Annotated in this window: 13 protein-coding genes and 1 pseudogene; 5 read left to right on the top strand and 9 right to left on the bottom strand. The window is 61.3% G+C overall.

Annotated elements, in window-relative coordinates:
• Positions 1-135 precede the first annotated feature (135 nt).
• The 4 genes and pseudogenes from F7R06_RS31530 to F7R06_RS19135 form a co-directional block, all read right to left on the bottom strand.
• Entirely contained in the window at positions 136-840 is a 705-nt protein-coding gene (locus tag F7R06_RS31530) for a methyl-accepting chemotaxis protein (protein WP_425415192.1), read from the bottom strand.
• 204 nt (positions 841-1,044) lie between these two features.
• Positions 1,045-1,221 (bottom strand): annotated as a pseudogene (locus F7R06_RS31525) (HAMP domain-containing protein); the annotation flags it as partial.
• 987 nt (positions 1,222-2,208) lie between these two features.
• Positions 2,209-3,594, bottom strand: coding sequence for an aminotransferase-like domain-containing protein (locus F7R06_RS19140; RefSeq protein ID WP_090317630.1), 1,386 nt, complete (start codon positions 3,592-3,594; stop codon positions 2,209-2,211).
• 258 nt (positions 3,595-3,852) lie between these two features.
• Positions 3,853-4,614, bottom strand: coding sequence for an SDR family oxidoreductase (locus tag F7R06_RS19135; RefSeq protein WP_090317626.1), 762 nt, complete (start codon positions 4,612-4,614; stop codon positions 3,853-3,855).
• Between the two features lie 232 nt (positions 4,615-4,846).
• Here F7R06_RS19135 and F7R06_RS19130 point away from each other — a divergent pair, with 232 nt between their 5' ends.
• Entirely contained in the window at positions 4,847-5,851 is a 1,005-nt protein-coding gene (locus F7R06_RS19130; RefSeq protein ID WP_090317623.1) for an NADP-dependent oxidoreductase, read from the top strand.
• 69 nt (positions 5,852-5,920) lie between these two features.
• Here F7R06_RS19130 and pyrF read toward each other — a convergent pair whose 3' ends face one another.
• Positions 5,921-6,619, bottom strand: a complete 699-nt coding sequence (pyrF, locus tag F7R06_RS19125) for an orotidine-5'-phosphate decarboxylase (RefSeq protein ID WP_162493922.1) — start codon at positions 6,617-6,619, stop codon at positions 5,921-5,923.
• A 293-nt stretch (positions 6,620-6,912) separates the two neighbouring features.
• Between pyrF and F7R06_RS19120 the strand changes: the two genes are divergently transcribed.
• From F7R06_RS19120 to xopAW, 3 genes are all read left to right on the top strand, one after another.
• Entirely contained in the window at positions 6,913-7,671 is a 759-nt protein-coding gene (locus F7R06_RS19120; protein WP_047526906.1) for a response regulator, read from the top strand.
• Positions 7,671-8,720: a sensor histidine kinase gene (locus F7R06_RS19115; protein WP_090317616.1), complete on the top strand. Its 1,050-nt coding sequence runs from the start codon at positions 7,671-7,673 to the stop codon at positions 8,718-8,720. The genes F7R06_RS19120 and F7R06_RS19115 overlap by 1 nt, the downstream gene beginning before the upstream one ends.
• A gap of 240 nt (positions 8,721-8,960) precedes the next feature.
• Positions 8,961-9,809, top strand: coding sequence for an EF-hand domain-containing protein (gene xopAW, locus F7R06_RS19110; RefSeq protein ID WP_090317612.1), 849 nt, complete (start codon positions 8,961-8,963; stop codon positions 9,807-9,809).
• A gap of 131 nt (positions 9,810-9,940) precedes the next feature.
• On the opposite strand, the gene F7R06_RS19105 is transcribed toward xopAW, so the two are convergent.
• The 3 genes from F7R06_RS19105 to aceK form a co-directional block, all read right to left on the bottom strand.
• Entirely contained in the window at positions 9,941-11,062 is a 1,122-nt protein-coding gene (locus F7R06_RS19105; protein ID WP_090317609.1) for a beta-ketoacyl-ACP synthase III, read from the bottom strand.
• A 248-nt stretch (positions 11,063-11,310) separates the two neighbouring features.
• Positions 11,311-15,222 (bottom strand): ATP-dependent RNA helicase HrpA, encoded by a 3,912-nt coding sequence (gene hrpA, locus F7R06_RS19100; RefSeq protein ID WP_090317606.1) that lies wholly within the window; start codon positions 15,220-15,222, stop codon positions 11,311-11,313.
• Between the two features lie 122 nt (positions 15,223-15,344).
• A complete protein-coding gene (gene aceK, locus F7R06_RS19095; RefSeq protein WP_090317601.1) occupies positions 15,345-17,063 on the bottom strand; it encodes a bifunctional isocitrate dehydrogenase kinase/phosphatase in 1,719 nt (572 codons plus the stop codon).
• Between the two features lie 177 nt (positions 17,064-17,240).
• Here aceK and F7R06_RS19090 point away from each other — a divergent pair, with 177 nt between their 5' ends.
• Complete coding sequence (locus F7R06_RS19090; RefSeq protein ID WP_090317597.1) at positions 17,241-18,134, top strand: DMT family transporter; 894 nt, start codon at positions 17,241-17,243, stop codon at positions 18,132-18,134.
• 133 nt (positions 18,135-18,267) lie between these two features.
• On the opposite strand, the gene F7R06_RS19085 is transcribed toward F7R06_RS19090, so the two are convergent.
• Positions 18,268-19,848, bottom strand: coding sequence for an aldehyde dehydrogenase (NADP(+)) (locus F7R06_RS19085; protein ID WP_090317594.1), 1,581 nt, complete (start codon positions 19,846-19,848; stop codon positions 18,268-18,270).
• Positions 19,849-19,860 lie beyond the last annotated feature (12 nt).

Here is a 19,860-nt window from a genome sequence, read left to right as displayed (position 1 = left end):
CTATTCATACGCGTTATCGTTTACGACCATCGCTGCGGTGCAGAGACCCGACAACCCAGCTACAGGGAATCGCTTACAACCGCCAAACAGCGCAGGGCGCAACCGCGCGCGCAACGGTCGGTTGCCAGGCCACCCTCAGAGCCTGAAATGCCCCACCATCCCCTTCAACTCAACCCCCAACTGCGCCAGCTCGATACTGGACGCGGCATTCCCCTGCATCGCCAACGAAGACTGATCCGCACTGGCACGAATACTCGTAACACTGCGGTTGATCTCCTCGGCCACTGAACTCTGCTCCTCGGCAGCCGCAGCGATCTGCTGGTTCATCTGCTGAATCAAGGACACCGCCGACGCTATGCTGCCGAGCGCACTCTCGGTCTGCAGCGCATCGCTCACCGCCAGTTTCACCAGCTCGCCACTGCTCTGAATCTGCTGTACCGACCTCTGCGCCGCCGTGCGCAAGGCACTGACCAGCCGTTCGATCTCCTCCGTCGATTGCTGGGTGCGCTTGGCCAGCGCGCGCACTTCATCGGCCACCACCGCAAAGCCCCTGCCCTGTTCCCCGGCCCGCGCCGCCTCGATGGCGGCGTTGAGCGCCAGCAGGTTGGTCTGCTCGGCCACGCTCTTGATGACGCCAAGCACAGTGCCGATGTTCTGGATTTCCGCACTCAGGCTTTCGATGCTCGAACTGGCCGAAGTGGCCGAATCCGCCAATTGCTCGATCCGCGCCATGCTCTGGCGCACCACCTGTTGCCCACTTTCGACCTTGCCATCCGCCGTTTGCGCGGCTTGAGCAGCCTCCTCGGCGTTGCGTGCGACGTCGTGCACGGTAGCGGTCATCTGATTCATGGCCGTGGCGACCTGCTCGGTTTCTTCCTTCTGGCTGCTGACTTCGAGGTTGGTCTGCTCAGTCACGGCGGACAACGATTGCGCTGACGTTGCCAGTTGCTCGATACCGGCCTGCAAACCGCTGACGATATGACTCAGCCCTGCCCCCATCTGCTGCATGGCCTGCATCAATTGACCGATCTCGTCGCGACGAGTCACCTCGACCGTGCCGCTCAGATCCCCCGAGGCGATCTGCTGCGCCACACGAATCACACTGCGCAACGGCGCCACGATCAAGCGGGTAATGACCCAGGCCGCGACCAGTCCCACCAGCAATGCCAATGCCGAGGAACCGATGATCAGCAATGAATTCTCTTTCAGTTCGGTCTGCATCGACTGATCTTCGGCTACATAGGCCTGATCCACCCGCGCCACCACTTGATCGGCCCGTTGATGCAGCTGCTGATACACCGTCTTTTCCTGCTCCAGCAGGCCGGTGTACTCGGCGAGCTTGTCACTGAAACTGGAGATATGACCGGTCACTTCGTTGAGCACGGTCTGGTAGCCCTCATCCTTGACCGTGGTTTTAAGTTGCTCGGCCTGGGTCAGTGCCTGGCTGGCCTGTTCGATCTTGCCCTGCCCCGCGCTGTCGTCACCCTTGCGACTCTGATCCAGACGTACACGGGCTTCGTTCATGGCTTGCAGCATCAAGCGCGACACCTGGCTGACCTGATTGGCTTGCTCGATGAACTGCGCACCGTCCTTGCCCTCGGAGCTCTTCAAGGTATAGGTGCCGTCATCGGCGAGACCGGACTGCAGCACGTCGAGGTTGTTGGCCACGCTGGACACCGACCAACTGGCCATTTCCAGCGCCAGGTCCTTGGCCTGACTGAGCGAGACGAACTCGTCAAACGCCTTGCGATAAGCCCCCAGGGACTGCTCGACGTCCGTCATGACCGGCACATTGGCCGCCGACTGCGCCTTGAGCTGGGTCGCCAGGGCGACCAGGCCGTCAAGCCCTTCATGCAGGGCGTCGGCGGTTTTCGGGTTACCGTGCAAGGCGTATTCCTGCTCCAGCAGCCGCACCTTCAGCAAACCGCTGTTGAGCGACGACATCTGCTTGAGCCCGTCGAAACGATGACTGATGGTTTGCAGGGACCAGACACCGATACCCGCAACCAGAGCGGTCAATAACAGCACCAGCACAAACCCGATACCCAGTTTTTTTGCCATACCGAGGTTGGCAAAACGTCCTTGCACGGCCGAAATCATTGCACTTAGTCCCCTGCCATAATCAATAGACGCAGATTCGCAACGGGTCTGTAGCAACACAAGTCTCTGGCGTCGGAATAATGGCAAAAAGCTACGCCAACGTCGTTTTCAGAACGCTTGAGGTCGATCCGGAGCGGTGGCCTGAAAAAACGCCCGGGCTCTCGGATCACAGGCATAGGCCACATTGATCCGCTGCCAGTCATTGGCCACACCGCCGGGGCTGAAGGCCGTCGTTGAAGAGAGCAAGACACCGAAGCGTTGCGCCTGGGTCCGCACGCCAGCGTAGTCGGTCATCCGGGATCGCGCCCAGATGAACAAGCCGCCTAGGGGTTTGCCGAACACTTCCCAATCGGCGTCTTCGAGCAACTGCAATGCTGCCATTCTGTCGCTGTTCAAGCGTTGGCGCTGACGTTGCACCAGTTTGCGGTAGGCGCCATTGGCCAACAAACAGGCCAGCACCGACTCGCAAAACCGCGATGCGCCCATGCTGCTGATCATCTTGACCTGCGCCAGACGCGCAATCTGCTCGGCACCGGCCACCACAAAGCCGACCCGCAAGGAGCTGCTGAGGGTCTTGGAGTAACTGCTGACGTAGATCACGCTGTCATCCAGCGCAGCAAGCCGCGTACCGGGACTGCCGTGCAGATCCGCATAGACGTCGTCTTCGATGATCAGAACGCCATGGGTTTTCGCCAGCTGCAACACCCGCTGAGCCACTGTCAGCGTCAGACTGCTACCCGTCGGATTTTGATAGAAGCTATTGATGAACAATCCACGCGGCTGGTGTTTCAGCAGCAGCGCTTGCAGTGCGATGACGTCTGGCCCGCACGGGGTTCGCGGCACTTCAAGCATCCTGATCCCGTGCAGCCTGAGCAAATCGAACAGCAAGGGATAACCAGGGCTTTCCACCACCACACAATCGCCCGGTTTGAACAGGGTTCGCACGATCAGGTCCAGCCCCTGGCTGGCCCCTGCGGTGGTGAGGACACGGCTATCGTCCGCTTTGATATCGAGCTGTTGCAGGCGTTTGAGGATTTGTAGACGCAAGGCGGGCAAGCCCAGCGGCGTGCTGTAATTGAACAATCCGGCCATGTCGGTACGACTGACTTCACGGATCGCGTAGCTCAGGTCGTCTGTCTCGCGCCAGCTTTCAGGCAGTCCGCCACATCCCAGTTTCAACTCGCACAAACGCGGGCCTTGCTTGATTTGCGCCCCTTCAAACCACGAAGTGTCCGGCTGCGTCTGAGTCATTGGCTGCGCAGCGGCCACAAAAAAACCGCTGCCATGGCGCGACACCAGCACCCCTTGCGCCACCAGACGTTCGCAGGCCTCGATGACAGTGGCCTGACTGAGCAAATTGATCCGCGCGATTTGTCGGACCGAGGGCAACCGCGCTCCCGGAGATACCTCATTGCAACGCAGCCAGCAGTTCAGTGCGTCGACGATTTGCTGCACCACAGGCACCAATGCCTGTCGATCGATTCTCAACTCCATGAGCAAGCCAACTCCTGTAGGTTTCGCGGGAAACAGTTAATCACAGGAGTGTTCGATGGAATGTGCGACAACGCCACCAAAACCCTCGGCTCTAACCATTTGAAACACATTGCACGCCGTTGACTGAGCCTGAGACAAATGAAAAACCTGTGGGAGTGGACGTGCTGGCGATCGTGGTGTGTCCAGGCAACAAAAATGTCGACTGACACGCCCTCACCCCCCACAGGTTTGGTGTTGTCTGTTGACAGGTATCCGGCTTCAGAACGCCGTGACACCTCCGTCCACCGCCAACGAATGCCCGGTAGTGAACGCTGCGCCATCGCTGCACAGATACAACACGGCACTGGCGATTTCCTCGACCTTGCCGATGCGGCCGACCGGGTGCATGGCATTGGCAAACTCGCCTTTCTTTGGATCGGCCTCATAAGCGCGACGGAACATGTCGGTGTCGATTACCGCCGGGCATACCGCGTTGACCCGGATCTTTTTCTTGGCGTACTCGATGGCCGCCGATTTAGTCAGGCCGATCACCGCGTGCTTCGATGCCGCGTAGATGCTCATCTTCGGCGCCGCCCCGAGGCCGGCCACCGACGCCGTGTTGACGATGGCGCCGCCCCCCTGGGCCAGCAGCAACGGCAACTGGTATTTCATGCATAACCAGACGCCTTTGACGTTGACACCCATGATCGCGTCGAACTCGTCAACCGTGCCTTCGGCCAGCTTGCCCTTCTCGATCTCGATACCGGCATTGTTGAAGGCATAGTCGAGACGGCCGTAGGTATTGATCACCTCTTCCATCAGGCTTTTCACATCGCTTTCCACGGTGACGTTGCAGCGCACGAACGTCGCGTCGCCACCCGCCGTACGAATCAGTGCCACAGTGCCCTCGCCGCCCGCCGTGTCCAGATCGGCTACCACCACCTTCAAGCCTTCCGCGGCGAATGCCTGGGCGGTCGCGCGGCCAATACCATTGGCCGCGCCTGTGACGACGGCGACCTTGCCGGAAAAGGTCATGCTCATTGTTGTGTCCTCTTAGAGATGCGGGAGATGGTGTCTGCCCAGTCTAGCCATGGCGGTCCCGGGCACGGCAGCACTATCAAGAGGCCGGTTGCCAGCCCATGAGTTGCAGTGATGGAACGACCGTACTAACTATCACTACATTGGATCGACCTGCATTCGCCGCATCAGCCCAACTTGCGGCAATGGTCATGAGGGGCTATCAACAAGGCTTCATTCATCTTGAGTGCCTGTCATGACTACCCAGACCAATCGCCAGTTCCTGCTCGCCAAACGCCCAGTTGGCCCGGCAACCCGCGAGACGTTCACCTATCAAGAAATACCGGTCGGCGAACCGGCTGCGGGTCAGATCCTGGTCAAAAACGAATATCTGTCCCTCGACCCGGCCATGCGTGGCTGGATGAACGAAGGCAAGTCCTACATCCCGCCAGTAGGACTGGGTGAAGTCATGCGCGCCCTGGGTGTAGGCAAGGTCGTTGCCTCGAACAATCCCGGATTCGCGGTCGGGGACTACGTCAACGGTGCACTGGGTGTGCAGGATTATTTCCTCGGCGAGCCACGCGGTTTCTACAAGGTCGATCCGAAACTGGCGCCACTGCCGCGTTATCTGTCCGCCCTGGGCATGACCGGCATGACCGCTTACTTCGCCCTGCTCGACGTCGGTGCGCCCAAGGCCGGTGACACCGTGGTGCTTTCAGGCGCGGCCGGCGCGGTGGGCAGCATTGCCGGGCAAATCGCCAAGATCAAAGGGTGCCGGGTGGTCGGCATCGCTGGCGGCGCGGACAAATGCCGGTTCCTGATCGATGAACTGGGATTCGACGGTGCGATCGACTACAAGAACGAAGACGTCATCGCCGGGCTCAAACGTGAATGTCCGAAAGGCGTCGACGTGTATTTCGATAACGTCGGCGGCGATATTCTCGATGCGGTGCTGAGCCGCTTGAACCTCAAGGCGCGGGTGGTGATCTGCGGCGCCATCAGCCAATACAACAACAAGGAAGCGGTCAAAGGCCCGGCGAACTACCTGTCGCTACTGGTCAACCGCGCCCGCATGGAAGGCTTTGTGGTGATGGACTACGCCGCGCAATTCGCGGCCGCCGGGCAGGAAATGGCCGGCTGGATGGCCAAGGGGCAGCTCAAGAGCAAGGAAGACATCGTGGAAGGCCTGGAAACCTTCCCGGAGACGCTGATGAAGTTGTTCAGCGGGGAGAATTTCGGGAAGTTGGTGCTGAAGGTTTAACCCAGCCCTGGAAATGATCTCAAAACACCCGCGGGAGCGAGCTGGCTCGCTCCCGCGGGTTTGCAATCTTCAGGCGAGTTCGGCCACCACATCGGCCAACGCCTTGGCAGGATCAGCCGCCTGGCTGATCGGACGGCCGATTACCAGGTAGTCGGAACCGGCATCCAGGGCCTGACGCGGGGTCAGGATGCGGCGCTGATCGTCCTGGGCGCTGCCCGCCGGACGAATACCCGGCGTCACCAATTGCAGGGACGGATGCGCCGACTTCAGGGCCCGGGCTTCCAGCGCCGAGCACACCAGACCGTCCATCCCGGCTTTTTCCGCCAGTGCAGCCAGGCGCAGCACCTGTTCCTGCGGCTCGATATCCAGGCCGATACCCGCCAGGTCCTCACGCTCCATGCTGGTCAGCACGGTCACGCCGATCAACAGCGGCTTTGGCCCGGTGCGCTTGTCCAGCACTTCACGGCAGGCCGCCATCATGCGCAGGCCGCCGGAGCAATGCACGTTGACCATCCACACGCCCATCTCCGCAGCAGCCTTGACGGCCATGGCGGTGGTGTTGGGAATATCGTGGAACTTGAGGTCCAGGAACACTTCGAAACCCTTGTCGCGCAGGGTACCGACGATTTCCGACGCGCAGCTGGTGAACAGCTCTTTACCGACTTTGACCCGGCACAGTTTCGGGTCCAACTGATCGGCCAGCTTCAGTGCGGCGTCACGGGTAGGGAAATCCAGGGCGACGATGATAGGAGTCTGGCAGGCGGACATGAGTGGGCTCTCAGGCAAGTCGAAATCGGCGCGCATTGTAGCGGAACCAGCGCCACTGCGGGACCCGATGATCGGTAAATCGTCGAGAACGCTCCGGCAAGCCTAGCCGCTGGGCCAATTGTGTCGAGCCCGGTACATACACGACACGTCCACAACACCCTTGCCCGCTACCCTCGCCAGCCGCAACACGTCCTTACAGCACTTCCCGCCTCCGGGCCGGACGCCTATGCTGAAGCCACAACCTCGCCGCCTAACTCTGTGGTTGGCAGCCTACCTGGCAGATGAACGCACGCATGCACAGCACCCAAGCCCCCTTGAACGACGATCAAAAAGCGCCCGGCGACGACAAACGCTGGAGCATTCGCGCCCTGATCGTCGACGATGACGTCCCGATCCGCGAACTGATGATCGACTACCTGGCCCGCTTCAACATCCACGCCAGCGGCGTCACCGATGGCGCCGCCATGCGCCTGGCGATGCAGGCGGAGCATTTTGATGTGGTGGTGCTCGACCTGATGCTGCCCGGCGAAGACGGTCTGTCGCTGTGCCGCTGGCTGCGCGCCGAGTCGGACATCCCGATCCTGATGCTCACCGCCCGCTGCGAACCCACCGACCGGATCATCGGCCTGGAACTGGGCGCCGACGACTACATGGCCAAACCGTTCGAACCCCGGGAACTGGTGGCGCGCATCCAGACCATCCTGCGCCGGGTGCGCGACGACCGTACCGAACAACGGGCCAATATCCGTTTCGATAACTGGCGCTTGAACAGCGTGCTGCGCCAATTGATCGCCGCCGATGGCCTGGTGGTGCCGCTGTCCAACGCCGAGTTCCGTTTGTTATGGGTGTTCATCGAACGCCCGCGCCGGGTCCTGAGCCGTGAACAACTGCTGGATGCCGCTCGCGGCCGTTCGATCGAAGCCTTCGATCGCAGCATCGATCTGCTGGTGTCGCGACTGCGGCAAAAACTCGGCGATGACCCTAAAGCGCCGCAGCTGATCAAGACCGTGCGCGGCGAGGGTTATCTGTTCGACGCCAGAGACATCGGCTGATGCGCGGGCGCTTCGATACGCTGTTCGGCCGCCTGTTCGGCGTGCTGTTGGTGGCGATCATCCTGGCGCACCTGCTCGCGTTTGCCTGGTTTCACTACTACAGTCCGCCGCCCCCGCCGCCACCTCCGGCCTTTTCCGAAGATATCGGCGGACAACGTCCGGCACCGGACCCGCGCTTCGAGAAACGGCCACCTCGGCCGTGGTTCGGCGGGCCGTTGGTGCCGCTGACCTTTCAGTTGATCTCGCTGATCATTGCCGCCTGGTATGGCGCCAAATTGTTGAGCCGCCCCATCCAGCGCCTGAGTGATGCGGCCGAACGCTTGAGCGAGAACCTCGACAGCCCGCCACTGGAAGAGTCCGGCCCCCTGGAAGCGCGCCAGGCGGCGCAGACTTTCAACAAGATGCAACGGCGCATCATCGAGCAAGTGAAGCAGCGTTCGCGAATGCTCGGCGCCGTCTCCCACGACCTGCGCACCCCGCTGTCACGCCTCAAGCTGCGACTGGAACAGATCGACGACGACAAGCTGCAAGGCCAGATGCGTCAGGACCTGGACGACATGATCAGCATGCTCGACGCCACCCTCACCTACCTGCACGAACAACGCACCAGCGAAGCACCACAATGGATGGACGTGCAGGCGCTGATTGAATCCCTGAGCGAAAACGCCCAGGACCAGGGCGCCGACGTCCAGGCCAGCGGTCACTGCGCGCCGCTGCAGGTGCAGCCGATGGCCTTGCGTTCGTGCATCAACAACCTGATGGACAACGCCCTGCGTTACGCCGGGCAAGCGCTGATCAGCCTTGAGGACCACCGCGAACAGCTGATCATCCGGGTCATCGACCATGGGCCGGGAATCGCGGCGGAGCAACGCGAAGCGGTGTTCGAACCCTTCTTTCGCCTGGAAGGTTCACGCAATCGCAATTCCGGCGGCGTGGGCCTGGGCATGACCATCGCCCGCGAGGCCGCAGAACGGCTGGGCGGGCAGCTAAGCCTGGAAGAGACCCCAGGCGGCGGCCTGACGGCAGTCATTCGCCTGCCGCGCCCCTGAAAATCACACCATCGCCCCTGTGGTGCGAGCCTGCTCGCGATAGCGGTGTATCAAACAACATTGATGTCGACTGACACTGCCTCATCGCGAGCAGGCTCGCTCCCACAGGTGTTCAATGTTGGCCTAAAGCTTGTGCATGTGTACTGACCGCTACAAACCCCACATACCCACGACAACTTGTCCCTTGAGGCTGCATAAGCCGGTGCACCCACCGGTTTTCCATTCCAAGGAGTGAGCCCAATGATTGGTAGCGTCAGCAACTACACGAGCTACACCGGCACCACCACCACCACCAGCACCAGCAGCGCGCGCTCGCAACAGTTCCAGAAAGAACTGCTCGCCAAGCTCGACACCAACAGTGACGGCTCGGTGGATCAGGATGAACTCAAGAGCGCTTTGTCGCAGAAAAGCGACGACGGTCTGCTGGTCAACCTGAGCAAGAATTTTGCCGACCTGGACAGCGACAACAGTGGCAACCTGAGCGGTGAAGAGATGGCCGCCATGGCCCCTCCACCGCCCCCGCAAGGGGATCAGGCACCCAATACCGAACTGGCTGACGCGATGATCAGTGCGCTGGATGCCAACGGCGACGGTTCCATCAGCAGCGACGAACTGAGCAACGGCCTGACCAATGCCGGCAGCAGCGCCGACAGCAGCCAGATTTTCTCGGCCCTGGACAAGGATCAGGACGGCTCCGTCAGCAAGGACGAACTGGCCGCCAGCCTGGCGCCACCTCCGCCGCCATCGCAACAAGTGTCCAGCGATGAACTGTTCAGCAGCCTTGATGCCGACAGCGATGGCAGCATCAGCTCCAGCGAACTTAGCAGTGCACTGCAGGCCGGCAATTCATCGACCAGCACCGACACCAGCGCCGCCTTGCTCAAGGCATTGGACAGCGACAGCAGCGGCGGCGTCAGCAGCGATAAGCTTAAGGCCGCCCTGCAAGCCGGCCGCGAGCAACCCAGCGACAGCACCACGGCTCAATCGGCTACGAGTGAAGCCCTGAGCAAAATGATCGCCAACCTGAGCAAGCAGTATTCCCTCGACGCTGTGGCGAGCGTAGGCAAACACCTGAACGTTGCGACCTGAAACGGGCGGGTAGAAACACCTGTGGGAGCGAGCCTGCTCGCGATGGCGGTGGCTCAGACAACATTTCTGTTGAATGTGCCAGCCTCTTCGCGGGCAGGCCCGCTCCCACAGGGGGTGCGAAACCGCTGGACTCAGCGCTTGCGCAGAATCACGCTGCCGATCGAGTAACCAGCACCGAACGAGCTGAGCACCGCCAGCGAACCGGCGGGCAGGTCGTCCTGGTTCTTGTGAAACGCAATCACGGAACCTGCGGAGCTGGTATTGGCGTAAGTATCCAGAATCACCGGCGCTTCCTGTTCGGTCGCGTCACGACCGAGCAACTTCTTGACGATCAAGTGGTTCATGCTCAGGTTGGCCTGGTGCAGCCAGAAGCGCTTCACATCGCTGACGTTCAGTGCATTCTCTTCCAGGTGGGTCGCAACCAGCTCGGCCACCATCGGGCAAACATCACGGAACACCTTGCGACCTTCCTGGACGAACAATTTGTCCCTGGCACCAATGCCCTCTTCCGCAGCGCGGTTGAGGAAACCGAAGTTGTTGCGGATGTTGTTGGAGAACTTGGTCAGCAGCTTGGTGCTGACAATGTCGAACTGGTACTTGGAAGTCGCCAGGTCGGCACGCTCGATGATCACGGCGGTCGCGGCGTCGCCGAAGATGAAGTGGCTGTCGCGGTCACGGAAATTGAGGTGACCGGTGCAGACTTCCGGGTTGACCATCAGGATCGCCCGGGCCTGGCCCACCTGGATGCTGTTGGCGGCGGTCTGGATACCGAAGGTCGCCGAAGAACACGCCACGTTCATGTCGAAACCGAAGCCCTGGATGCCCAGCGCTTCCTGGACTTCGATGGCAATCGCCGGGTAAGCGCGTTGCAGGTTGGAGCAGGCGACGATCACGCCGTCGATGTCTGCAGCGGTTTTACCCGCACGTTGCAACGCTTGTTCAGCGGCGCCGATGGCCATCTGGCACAGCACCGACCATTCGTCGTTCGAGCGTTCCGGCAGGCGTGGTGCCATGCGTTGTGGATCGAGGATGCCTTCCTTGTCCATGACAAAGCGGCTTTTGATGCCTGAAGCTTTTTCGATAAACGCTGCGCTGGACTCGGTCAATGCTTCGACTTCACCACGCGCGATGGCGTCGGCGTTGTCGGCGTTGAATTGCGCCACGTAGGTATTGAAAGACTGCACCAGCTCTTCGTTGGAGATGCTGTTGGCCGGGGTGTACAGGCCGGTGCCGCTGATGACGACGTTATGCATGGTCGTGTCTCTATCTGTTCAGGCAGAAAGTATTGGTACCGCCGTACCAATACACAAAGGGATTGTTCCGGTCACAGGAAGCAAACCTGGCATCGCTTTATTCCGTACCGCCTGAACCTGAAGGCTCAAAACCGCGGGGCCGGCGTTTATAGGCGCGAAGTTTGCCATAAACCTTGGGTTTTGGCGTCACTGGCGAGAGTAAAGGTGCCTCTTGTGGGAGCGAGCCTGCTCCCACAGGGGGTGGGGGGTCAGGGCTCGACCTGACTCCACTGCTTGTTCAAGCGTTTGTCGGAAATCGGCACCTTGGTTCCCAACTGCTGGGCGAACAGCGAAACCCGGTATTCCTCCAGCCACCAGCGATACAGCTCCAGTTGCGGATCGCGCTTGCCCTCCTGGGCGTGCTTGCTGGCACGGGTCTGGTATTGCGTCCAGAGGCCGGACAATTCGCCGCTCCAGACCCGATCCCGCTGCACCTGAGCGCCGATTTTCTCGAAACGCTGCTCGACCGCTTTCAGATAACGCGGCAACTCCTTGAGCCATTGCATCGGCGTTTCCCGGACAAACCCCGGATACACCAGATGGCTGAGCTGCTGCTTGATGTCGTTGAGGGCCACGGCTTGCGCCAGGTCGATCTTGCCCTTGAAGCGCTTTTGCAGGCCATGCCAGAGCTTGAGAATTTCCAGGGTCAGCTTCGCCAGGCGCTCGGCGTGCTCGGTCCAGGCCCCACGCTTGCGCTCGGCCAGTGACGCGAGCGCGGCGCCATCCCGGGGCAATGGGTCTTCGCCTTCGAGGATGCAGCTGTCGAGACTGGCCAGCAGGATGTCTTCCACCAGGCTGTCGACACGCCCCATGTCGCGGTACATCAACCCCAGTTCGGTCAGCCCCGGCAACTTGCCGCGCAGGAACTTCGCAGGTTCCGCCAGTTGCTGCATCAGTAGACGCTGCAAGGCCCGACGATGCTGGAACTCGGCTTCGGCCGGCGTCGAGAAGCGCCCTTCCTTGACCGTGCCCGCCTCTTCCACCAGCGCCGGATACACCGTCATCGACAGCCCGGCGATCTTCTGCTGGGTTTTCTCGGCGACCGCGGCAAACACCTTGGGCTCGACCGGTTGCTGGCTTTTCGCGGTTTGCGGTACGGCCAACGCGGCCTGGCTGGCCTCGGCAAAACGCGCGGTAAGCTCAGCCAGATCACGGCCTTCACCGAGGAACTTGCCCTGGGCGTCGACGATTTCCAGGTTCATGCGCAAATGGCTTTCGACCTGCTGCGCCGCCTCGGCCCAGGCTTCATCACTGACCCGGGCACCGGTCATGCGCAACAGCTCGCGGCCCAACGCCTGGGGCAACGAGCCCTCGGCGAAGGTCATGCGCTGCAAGGCCGCCTTGATGAAGTCCGGCACCGGCACGAAATTCTTGCGTAACGCCTTGGGCAGGTTACGCACCAGGGCAATGCATTTAGCTTCGATCACACCCGGCACCAGCCACTCCAGGCGTTCCGGTGGCAGCATCGGCAACAGTGGCGCCGGCACGCGCAGGGTCACGCCGTCGCGCGGATGGTTCGGCTCGAAGTGGTAACTCAGCGCCAGCTCCAGATCACCGATGTGCAGGGTGTCCGGATAGTGCTGGGCGGTGACTTCACTGGCCTCGCGGGCCAGCACGTCCTCTTCGCGCATGATCAGCAGCTGCGGGTTTTTCTGGCTGTTGATGCGGTACCAGCTGTCGAAGGTCGCGGTTTGATGGATCTCCGCCGGCAGTCGCGCGTCATAGAACGCGAACAGGGTTTCTTCATCGGCGAGGATATCGCGACGGCGGGCCTTGGCTTCCAGTTCGTCGAGCTGTTCCAGCAACTGCTTGTTCGCTGTCAGGCACTTGGCCCTGGACTGAATCTCGCCGCGCACCAGCGCTTCACGGATAAACAGTTCACGGGACACCACCGGGTCGACCGGGCCGTAATGCACCGGCCGGCGACCGACCACGATCAGCCCGAACAGGGTGATCTGTTCGAACGCCACGACCTGTCCGCGCTTCTTCTCCCAATGGGGTTCGAAGTGGTTTTTCTTGATCAGGTGTCCGGCCAGCGGCTCGATCCAGTCGGCGTCGATCTTGGCCACCATGCGCGCGTAGAGCTTGGTGGTTTCCACCAGTTCGGCGGTCATCAGCCATTGCGGGCGCTTCTTGCCGATACCCGACGACGGGTGAATCCAGAAGCGTCGCTGGCGGGCGCCCAGGTAGTCGCCGTCTTCGGTTTTCTGGCCGATCTGGCTGAGCAGGCCCACCAGCACGGCTTTGTGCAGTTTCGGGTAATCCGCCGGCTCTTTGTTGAGGCTCAGCTGCATGTCGCGGCAGATCAGACTCAACTGGCGATGGGAATCACGCCATTCACGCAAGCGCAGGTAATTCAGGAAATTCTTGCGACACCAGTTACGCAGCGGGCTGGCGGTCAGTGCCTGGCGCTGTTCTTCGAAACCACGCCACAGATTGACCAGCCCGGCGAAGTCCGAGTCGGCGTCTTTCCATTGCGCGTGGGCCTGATCCGCAGCCTGCTGACGCTCCGGCGGACGTTCGCGCGGGTCCTGGATCGACATGGCGCTGGCAACGATCAGCACTTCCTGCAAGCTGCCGAGCTTGGCCGCCTCGAGCAACATGCGCCCCATGCGCGGGTCCACCGGCAATCGTGCCAACTGGCGACCAAGCGGGGTCAGCTGGCTGTTGCGGTCCACCGCCGAGAGTTCTTGCAGCAGGTTGTAACCGTCGCTGATGGCCTTGCCGTCGGGCGGCTCGATAAACGGAAACGCGGTGACCTCGCCGAGGCGCAGATGCAGCATCTGCAAAATGACCGCCGCGAGGTTGGTCCGCAGGATCTCCGGATCGGTGAACTCCGGGCGCCCGAGAAAATCCTCTTCGCTGTACAGACGCACGCAAATGCCCGGCTCGACCCGACCGCAACGGCCCTTGCGCTGGTTGGCGCTGGCCTGGGAAATGGCTTCGATGGGCAGGCGCTGGACCTTGGCACGGTAGCTGTAGCGGCTGATGCGCGCGGTGCCGCTGTCGATCACGTAGCGAATGCCCGGCACCGTCAGCGAGGTTTCCGCGACGTTGGTGGCCAGGACCACGCGACGGCCGGGGTGCGACTGGAAAATCCGCTGCTGCTCGGCCGGTGACAGGCGTGCGTACAGCGGCAGAATCTCGGTGTGCTTGAGCTGGGCCTTGCGCAGCATGTCGGCGGCGTCGCGAATTTCCCGCTCGCCGGGCAAGAACACCAGCACGTCGCCAGGACTGCGGCGTTCGCTGCGTTCGTAGGCGGCGATTTCATCGAGGGTGGCGAGGATCGCCTGATCGACGGTCAAGTCGTCCTCGACACGGTTGCCCTCTTCGTCCTGCTCCAGAGTCAGCGGGCGATACCAGGTGTCCACCGGGAAGGTGCGACCGGACACTTCGACAATCGGCGCATCGTCGAAGTGCCTGGAAAAGCGCTCCAGGTCGATGGTCGCCGAGGTGATGATGACTTTCAGGTCCGGGCGACGCGGCAGCAGGGTTTTCAGGTAACCGAGCAGGAAGTCGATGTTGAGACTGCGTTCGTGGGCTTCGTCGACGATGATCGTGTCGTAGCGTTCCAGATAACGGTCGTTCTGGGTTTCCGCCAGCAGGATGCCGTCAGTCATCAGTTTGATCAGGGTATTGGCATCGCTCTGATCCTCGAACCGCACCTGATAACCAACCAGCGCCCCCAATGGCGTGCCCAATTCCTCGGCGACGCGGCTGGCCACGCTGCGCGCGGCGATTCGGCGCGGTTGGGTGTGGCCGATCAAACCGTGCTGGCCGCGACCGATTTCCAGGCAGATCTTCGGCAACTGGGTGGTTTTGCCCGAGCCGGTTTCGCCGGCAATGATCAGCACCTGATGCTTGAGCAACGCTTCCTTGATTTCATCGCGCTTGGCGGCGATCGGCAGGCTGTCGTCGTAACGAATCACCGGCAGGCTGGCCTTGCGCGCCAGCACCTGATCACAGGACGCCTGCATGCGGGTCACCCACTGGGCCAGCTTGGCCTCGTCGGGTTTCTTGCGCAGTTCAAGCAACTGCCGCCGCAACCGGTGGCGGTCGGCGAGCATGGCGTGATCGAGGTTTTTCAGCAATTTGTCGATGGAGGGCGATTCGTCGGTCATCGGGTACGCAATTCAGTCGTCTAGTGGCGCAGGGCGGGGATTGTCGCAGATTTAAAGGTTGAACGAGATCCCTTGTAGGAGCGGCAAGCCGGCTCCTACAGAATTTCGCGTCTGATGGAGGGTTATTCGTTATCCAGGCCTTTACGTCGATATGGAAACACATCAATCACTTTGCCCGCCCGAATCGCCTCTTGCAGCCCCTTCCAGTAATCGGCGTTGTACAGCTCACCATGCAGTTGATTGAACAACTTGCGCTGCCCCGAATCGGCGAACAAAAACGGCGGAAACTCTTCAGGGAACACGTCCAGCGGTCCGATGGAATACCAGGGTTCGGAGGCCATTTCGTCCTCGGGAGTGCGCGGCGCCGGAATATGGCGGAAGTTGGCTTCAGTCAGGAAACAGATCTCGTCGTAATCGTAAAACACCACCCGACCGTGTCGGGTGACGCCGAAGTTTTTCAGCAGCATGTCCCCGGGAAAAATGTTGGCCGCCGCCAGTTGTTTGATCGCCAGGCCGTAATCTTCCAGGGCTTCGCGCACCTGGGCCTCGTTGGCGTTTTCCAGGTACAGGTTCAGCGGGGTCATGCGCCGTTCGGTCCAGCAGTGGCGGATCAGCACCGTGTCACCTTCCACCGACACCGTTGACGGCGCGACCTCCAGCAGTTCTTCCAGGCACGCCGGCTCAAACTTGCTCAAAGGGAAACGGAAGTCGGCGAACTCCTGGGTATCGGCCATGCGCCCGACGCGGTCGACGCTTTTCACCAGCCGGTACTTCTCGATCACCGTGGCGCGGTCGACGTTTTTCGACGGCGAGAACCGGTCCTTGATGATCTTGAACACCGTGTTGAAGCCCGGCAGGGTGAACACGCTCATGACCATGCCGCGCACGCCCGGGGCCATGATGAACTGGTCGTCGGTGTTGGCCAGGTGGTTGATCAATGCCCGATAGAACTCGGACTTGCCGTGCTTGTAGAAACCGATCGAGGTGTACAGCTCGGCAATGTGCTTGCCCGGCAGGATGCGCTTGAGGAAGCCGATGAACTCCGCCGGCACCGGTACATCGACCATGAAATACGAACGGGTGAACGAGAAGATGATCGACACGTCCGCCTCGTCGGTGATCAGCGCATCGATCTGGATACCATGGCCCTCGCGATGCAGCAGCGGAATTGCCAATGGCCATTGTTCATCGGCGGTGTAGATGCGTCCCACCAGGTACGCGCCTTTATTGCGGTAAAGCACCGAGGAAAACAGCTCGACGCTCAACTCCGGGTCCTTGCAGACCCAGTCCGGCAGGTTCTCGCGCAGTTGCGCCTCGAGTCGGCGCAGGTCGCCGGGCAAATCGGCGTATTCCTCGCTGAAGCGATAGTCGGCAAAGATGCTCGCCAGCATGCCCGACAACTGACCATGGGGTTTGTAGGTACGGGTTTGCGCGGCGCGGGCCCGGCGCAGGCTCGGCCGGGTGGTGTGGATGAACATGCAACCGTCGCTGATCAGGTCATGGCTGAACAGCCCGCAGAAAATCGAGTTGTACCAGGTCTCGGACAGCTCATCGTCGAAGCGCAGGTCGATCAGGCTGATGTAGGCGCTTTTCACCAGCGGCCAGCAACTGACGTCGAGCGTGTCGGTATCGAACGCCGTGCGCAGGCGTTCCACCGTTTCGCTGACTTTTTCTTCGTACAGATTGATCCGCGCCGCCGAGGCAATTTGCGTCTCCTGCCATTGGGCCTGCTCGAAACGGGCCCTGGCGCCATCGGTGATCTGGCGGAAATGCTCGCGGTAATCGTCAAAGCCATCGAGGATCAAACGGGCGATGTCGGCGGCTGGCCATTGCTGCGGCATGGTGAGACCTCTGCGGGAATTCGGGAAGCCTGAGCTTAGCCAGTGAAGCGGGTACAGGAGAAGCGTAATTTTCGCGGTCGCGTGATCGTCCCCCTTGAAAGTTGCATGCCCGTTTTTCGGTTGCCATCGATCGGGCGCTCGGCAACACTCTCGTCCCGATTCAAGAAGGAGAGCGCCGTGAACCCCGTCGATACATTTCGTTTGCTGTCACTGGCAGCCATTTGGGGTGCGAGCTTTCTGTTCATGCGCATCATCGCCCCGGTGATCGGCAGCATTCCTACCGCTTTTTTCCGTGTATCGATCGCCGCTGCCGGACTGCTGGTGATTCTCGGCCTGATGCGCATCAGCTGGGATTTCAAAGGCAAGCTCAAGACCGTGATGCTGCTCGGGGTGATCAACTCCGGGATTCCGGCGACACTCTACTCGGTGGCCGCGCAGGTGCTGCCGGCCGGCTATTCGTCGATTTTCAATGCCACCACGCCCTTGATGGGCGTACTGATCGGCGGCCTGTTTTTCCATGAAAGGCTCACTGGCGCCAAGCTCGGCGGCGTGTTCCTGGGGCTGTTCGGTGTCGGCGTGCTGACCCGTGCCGGTCCGGTGGCGTTCGATATGGAACTGCTGATGGGCGCCGTCGCCTGCCTGCTCGCGACCACTTGCTACGGATTTGCCGGATTCCTGGCCCGCCGCTGGCTCGATCACGCGGGCGGTCTCGACAGCCGCTTGTCGGCACTGGGCAGCATGCTCGGCGCGACGTTGTTCCTGCTGCCGCTGTTCGGTTATAGCGTGATCAGCCACCCACCGGCGAGCTGGGGTGGCTGGAGTGTCTGGCTGTCCTTGCTGGGGTTAGGCCTGGGCTGCACGGCGTTTGCGTACATTATTTACTTCCGCTTGCTGAGTTCGATCGGCCCGGTGAAATCGATGACCACGACCTTCCTGATTCCGCTGTTCGGTGTGTTGTGGGGTGCGCTGTTCCTCGATGAGCCGCTGTCGATGGCGCATGTTTATGGCGGGGTGTTGATTGCGGCAGCGTTGTGGTTGGTGTTGAAGCGGGCCAGGCTGGTTGCCCGGTGATTTTTGTGGCTGCCGAGTAAGCCATTGCGAGCAAGCTCGCTCCCACCGTGATTGATGTCGCACACAAATGTTGTGCTCAACGCCAAACCCTGCGGGAGATTGCTCGCGATGACAGCGGCTCAGCCATCGAAAATCACAGCGCTGTAGCGCTCACCTCCCCATCTACCAACCGCTGAATCCCCATCGGGTTGGCGTTCTGCAACGCTTCGGGCAGTAATGCATCCGGATAATTCTGGAAGCACACCGGCCGCAGGAAGCGGTCAATCGCCAAACTGCCGACCGACGTCCCCCGCGAATCCGAAGTCGCCGGATAGGGCCCGCCATGCACCATGGCTTCGCAGACCTCGACACCGGTCGGATAACCATTGAGCAGAATCCGCCCGACTTTCTCCTGCAACAACTCGCCCAGCCAGCGATACTCCTGCAACTCGTCAGCCTCGCCGATCAGCGTCGCGGTCAATTGCCCGCGCAGGCCGTGCAACGCCGCCGCCAACTGCGCCCGATCCTCGACTTCGATGATGATGGTGGTTGGCCCGAACACTTCTTCCTGAAGCAATTGGTCGCCCTTGAGCAGCAGGCTGACATCGGCCTTGAACACTTGCGGCTGCGCCTGATTGCCCTGCTGCGGTTTACCCGCCAGGTGGGTCAGCCCCGGATGTTCATGCAACTCGGCAAGTCCTCGGCTGTAACTGCTCAAGGCGCCGGCGTTGAGCATGGTCTGCGCCGGTTGCTGATTCATGTTCGCGCAAAACGTTTGCACGAAGCTGCTGAACTGCGGCGAGCGCAGGCCAATGACCAGTCCGGGATTGGTGCAGAACTGACCACAGCCCAAGGTCACCGAACCGGCCAGTTGCGCAGCGATCTGCTCGCCACGCACCGTCAACGCTTCGGGCAGCAGGAACACCGGGTTGATGCTCGACATCTCGGCGAACACCGGGATCGGCTGTGGTCGGGTCGCCGCCATGTGACTCAAGGCATTGCCGCCCTTGAGCGAGCCGGTGAAACCCACGGCCTGAATGGCCGGGTGCTTGACCAGCCATTCCCCCACCCCGCCACCGTAAATCATGTTGAACACACCGGCCGGCATCTCGGTGCGCTCGGCGGCGCGGATGATCGCGTCCGCCACCCATTCGGCGGTTGCCATGTGCCCGCTGTGGGCCTTGAACACCACCGGGCAACCGGCGGCCAGCGCCGAAGCGGTATCCCCCCCGGCGGTGGAAAACGCCAATGGAAAATTGCTGGCACCAAACACCGCCACCGGCCCGAGGCCAATGCGGTACTGACGCAGATCCGGGCGCGGCAGCGGCTGGCGATCCGGCAACGCCCGATCAATGCGGGCCCCATAAAAATCACCCCGGCGCAGCACCTTGGCGAACAAACGCATCTGCCCGCTGGTGCGACCGCGCTCCCCCTGTATGCGCCCCGCCGGTAATGCGGTTTCACGGCACACGGTGGCGACGAATTCATCGCCCCAGGCATCGATCTCATCAGCGATGGCATCGAGGAACGTGGCGCGTTTTTCAGCACTCAGGTTGCGGTAGATCGGGTAAGCCGCAGCGGCGGCCTTGGCAGCGGCATCCACTTCGGCTTCCGACGCCTGAAAGAAGGTGCCGGGCAACGGCTCGCCAGTAGTGGCGTCAAGGCTGTGCAGTTGCAGGGTGCCGTTGGCGCTACGGCGACCGCCGATGTAGTTGTGTCCGAGTATCGTGGTCATTTCGGATTCCTT

It is taken from the genome of Pseudomonas moorei (assembly GCF_008801475.1).
Taxonomy (GTDB): Bacteria; Pseudomonadota; Gammaproteobacteria; order Pseudomonadales; family Pseudomonadaceae; genus Aquipseudomonas; species Aquipseudomonas moorei.
This window is presented reverse-complemented; position numbering and strand designations above follow the sequence as displayed.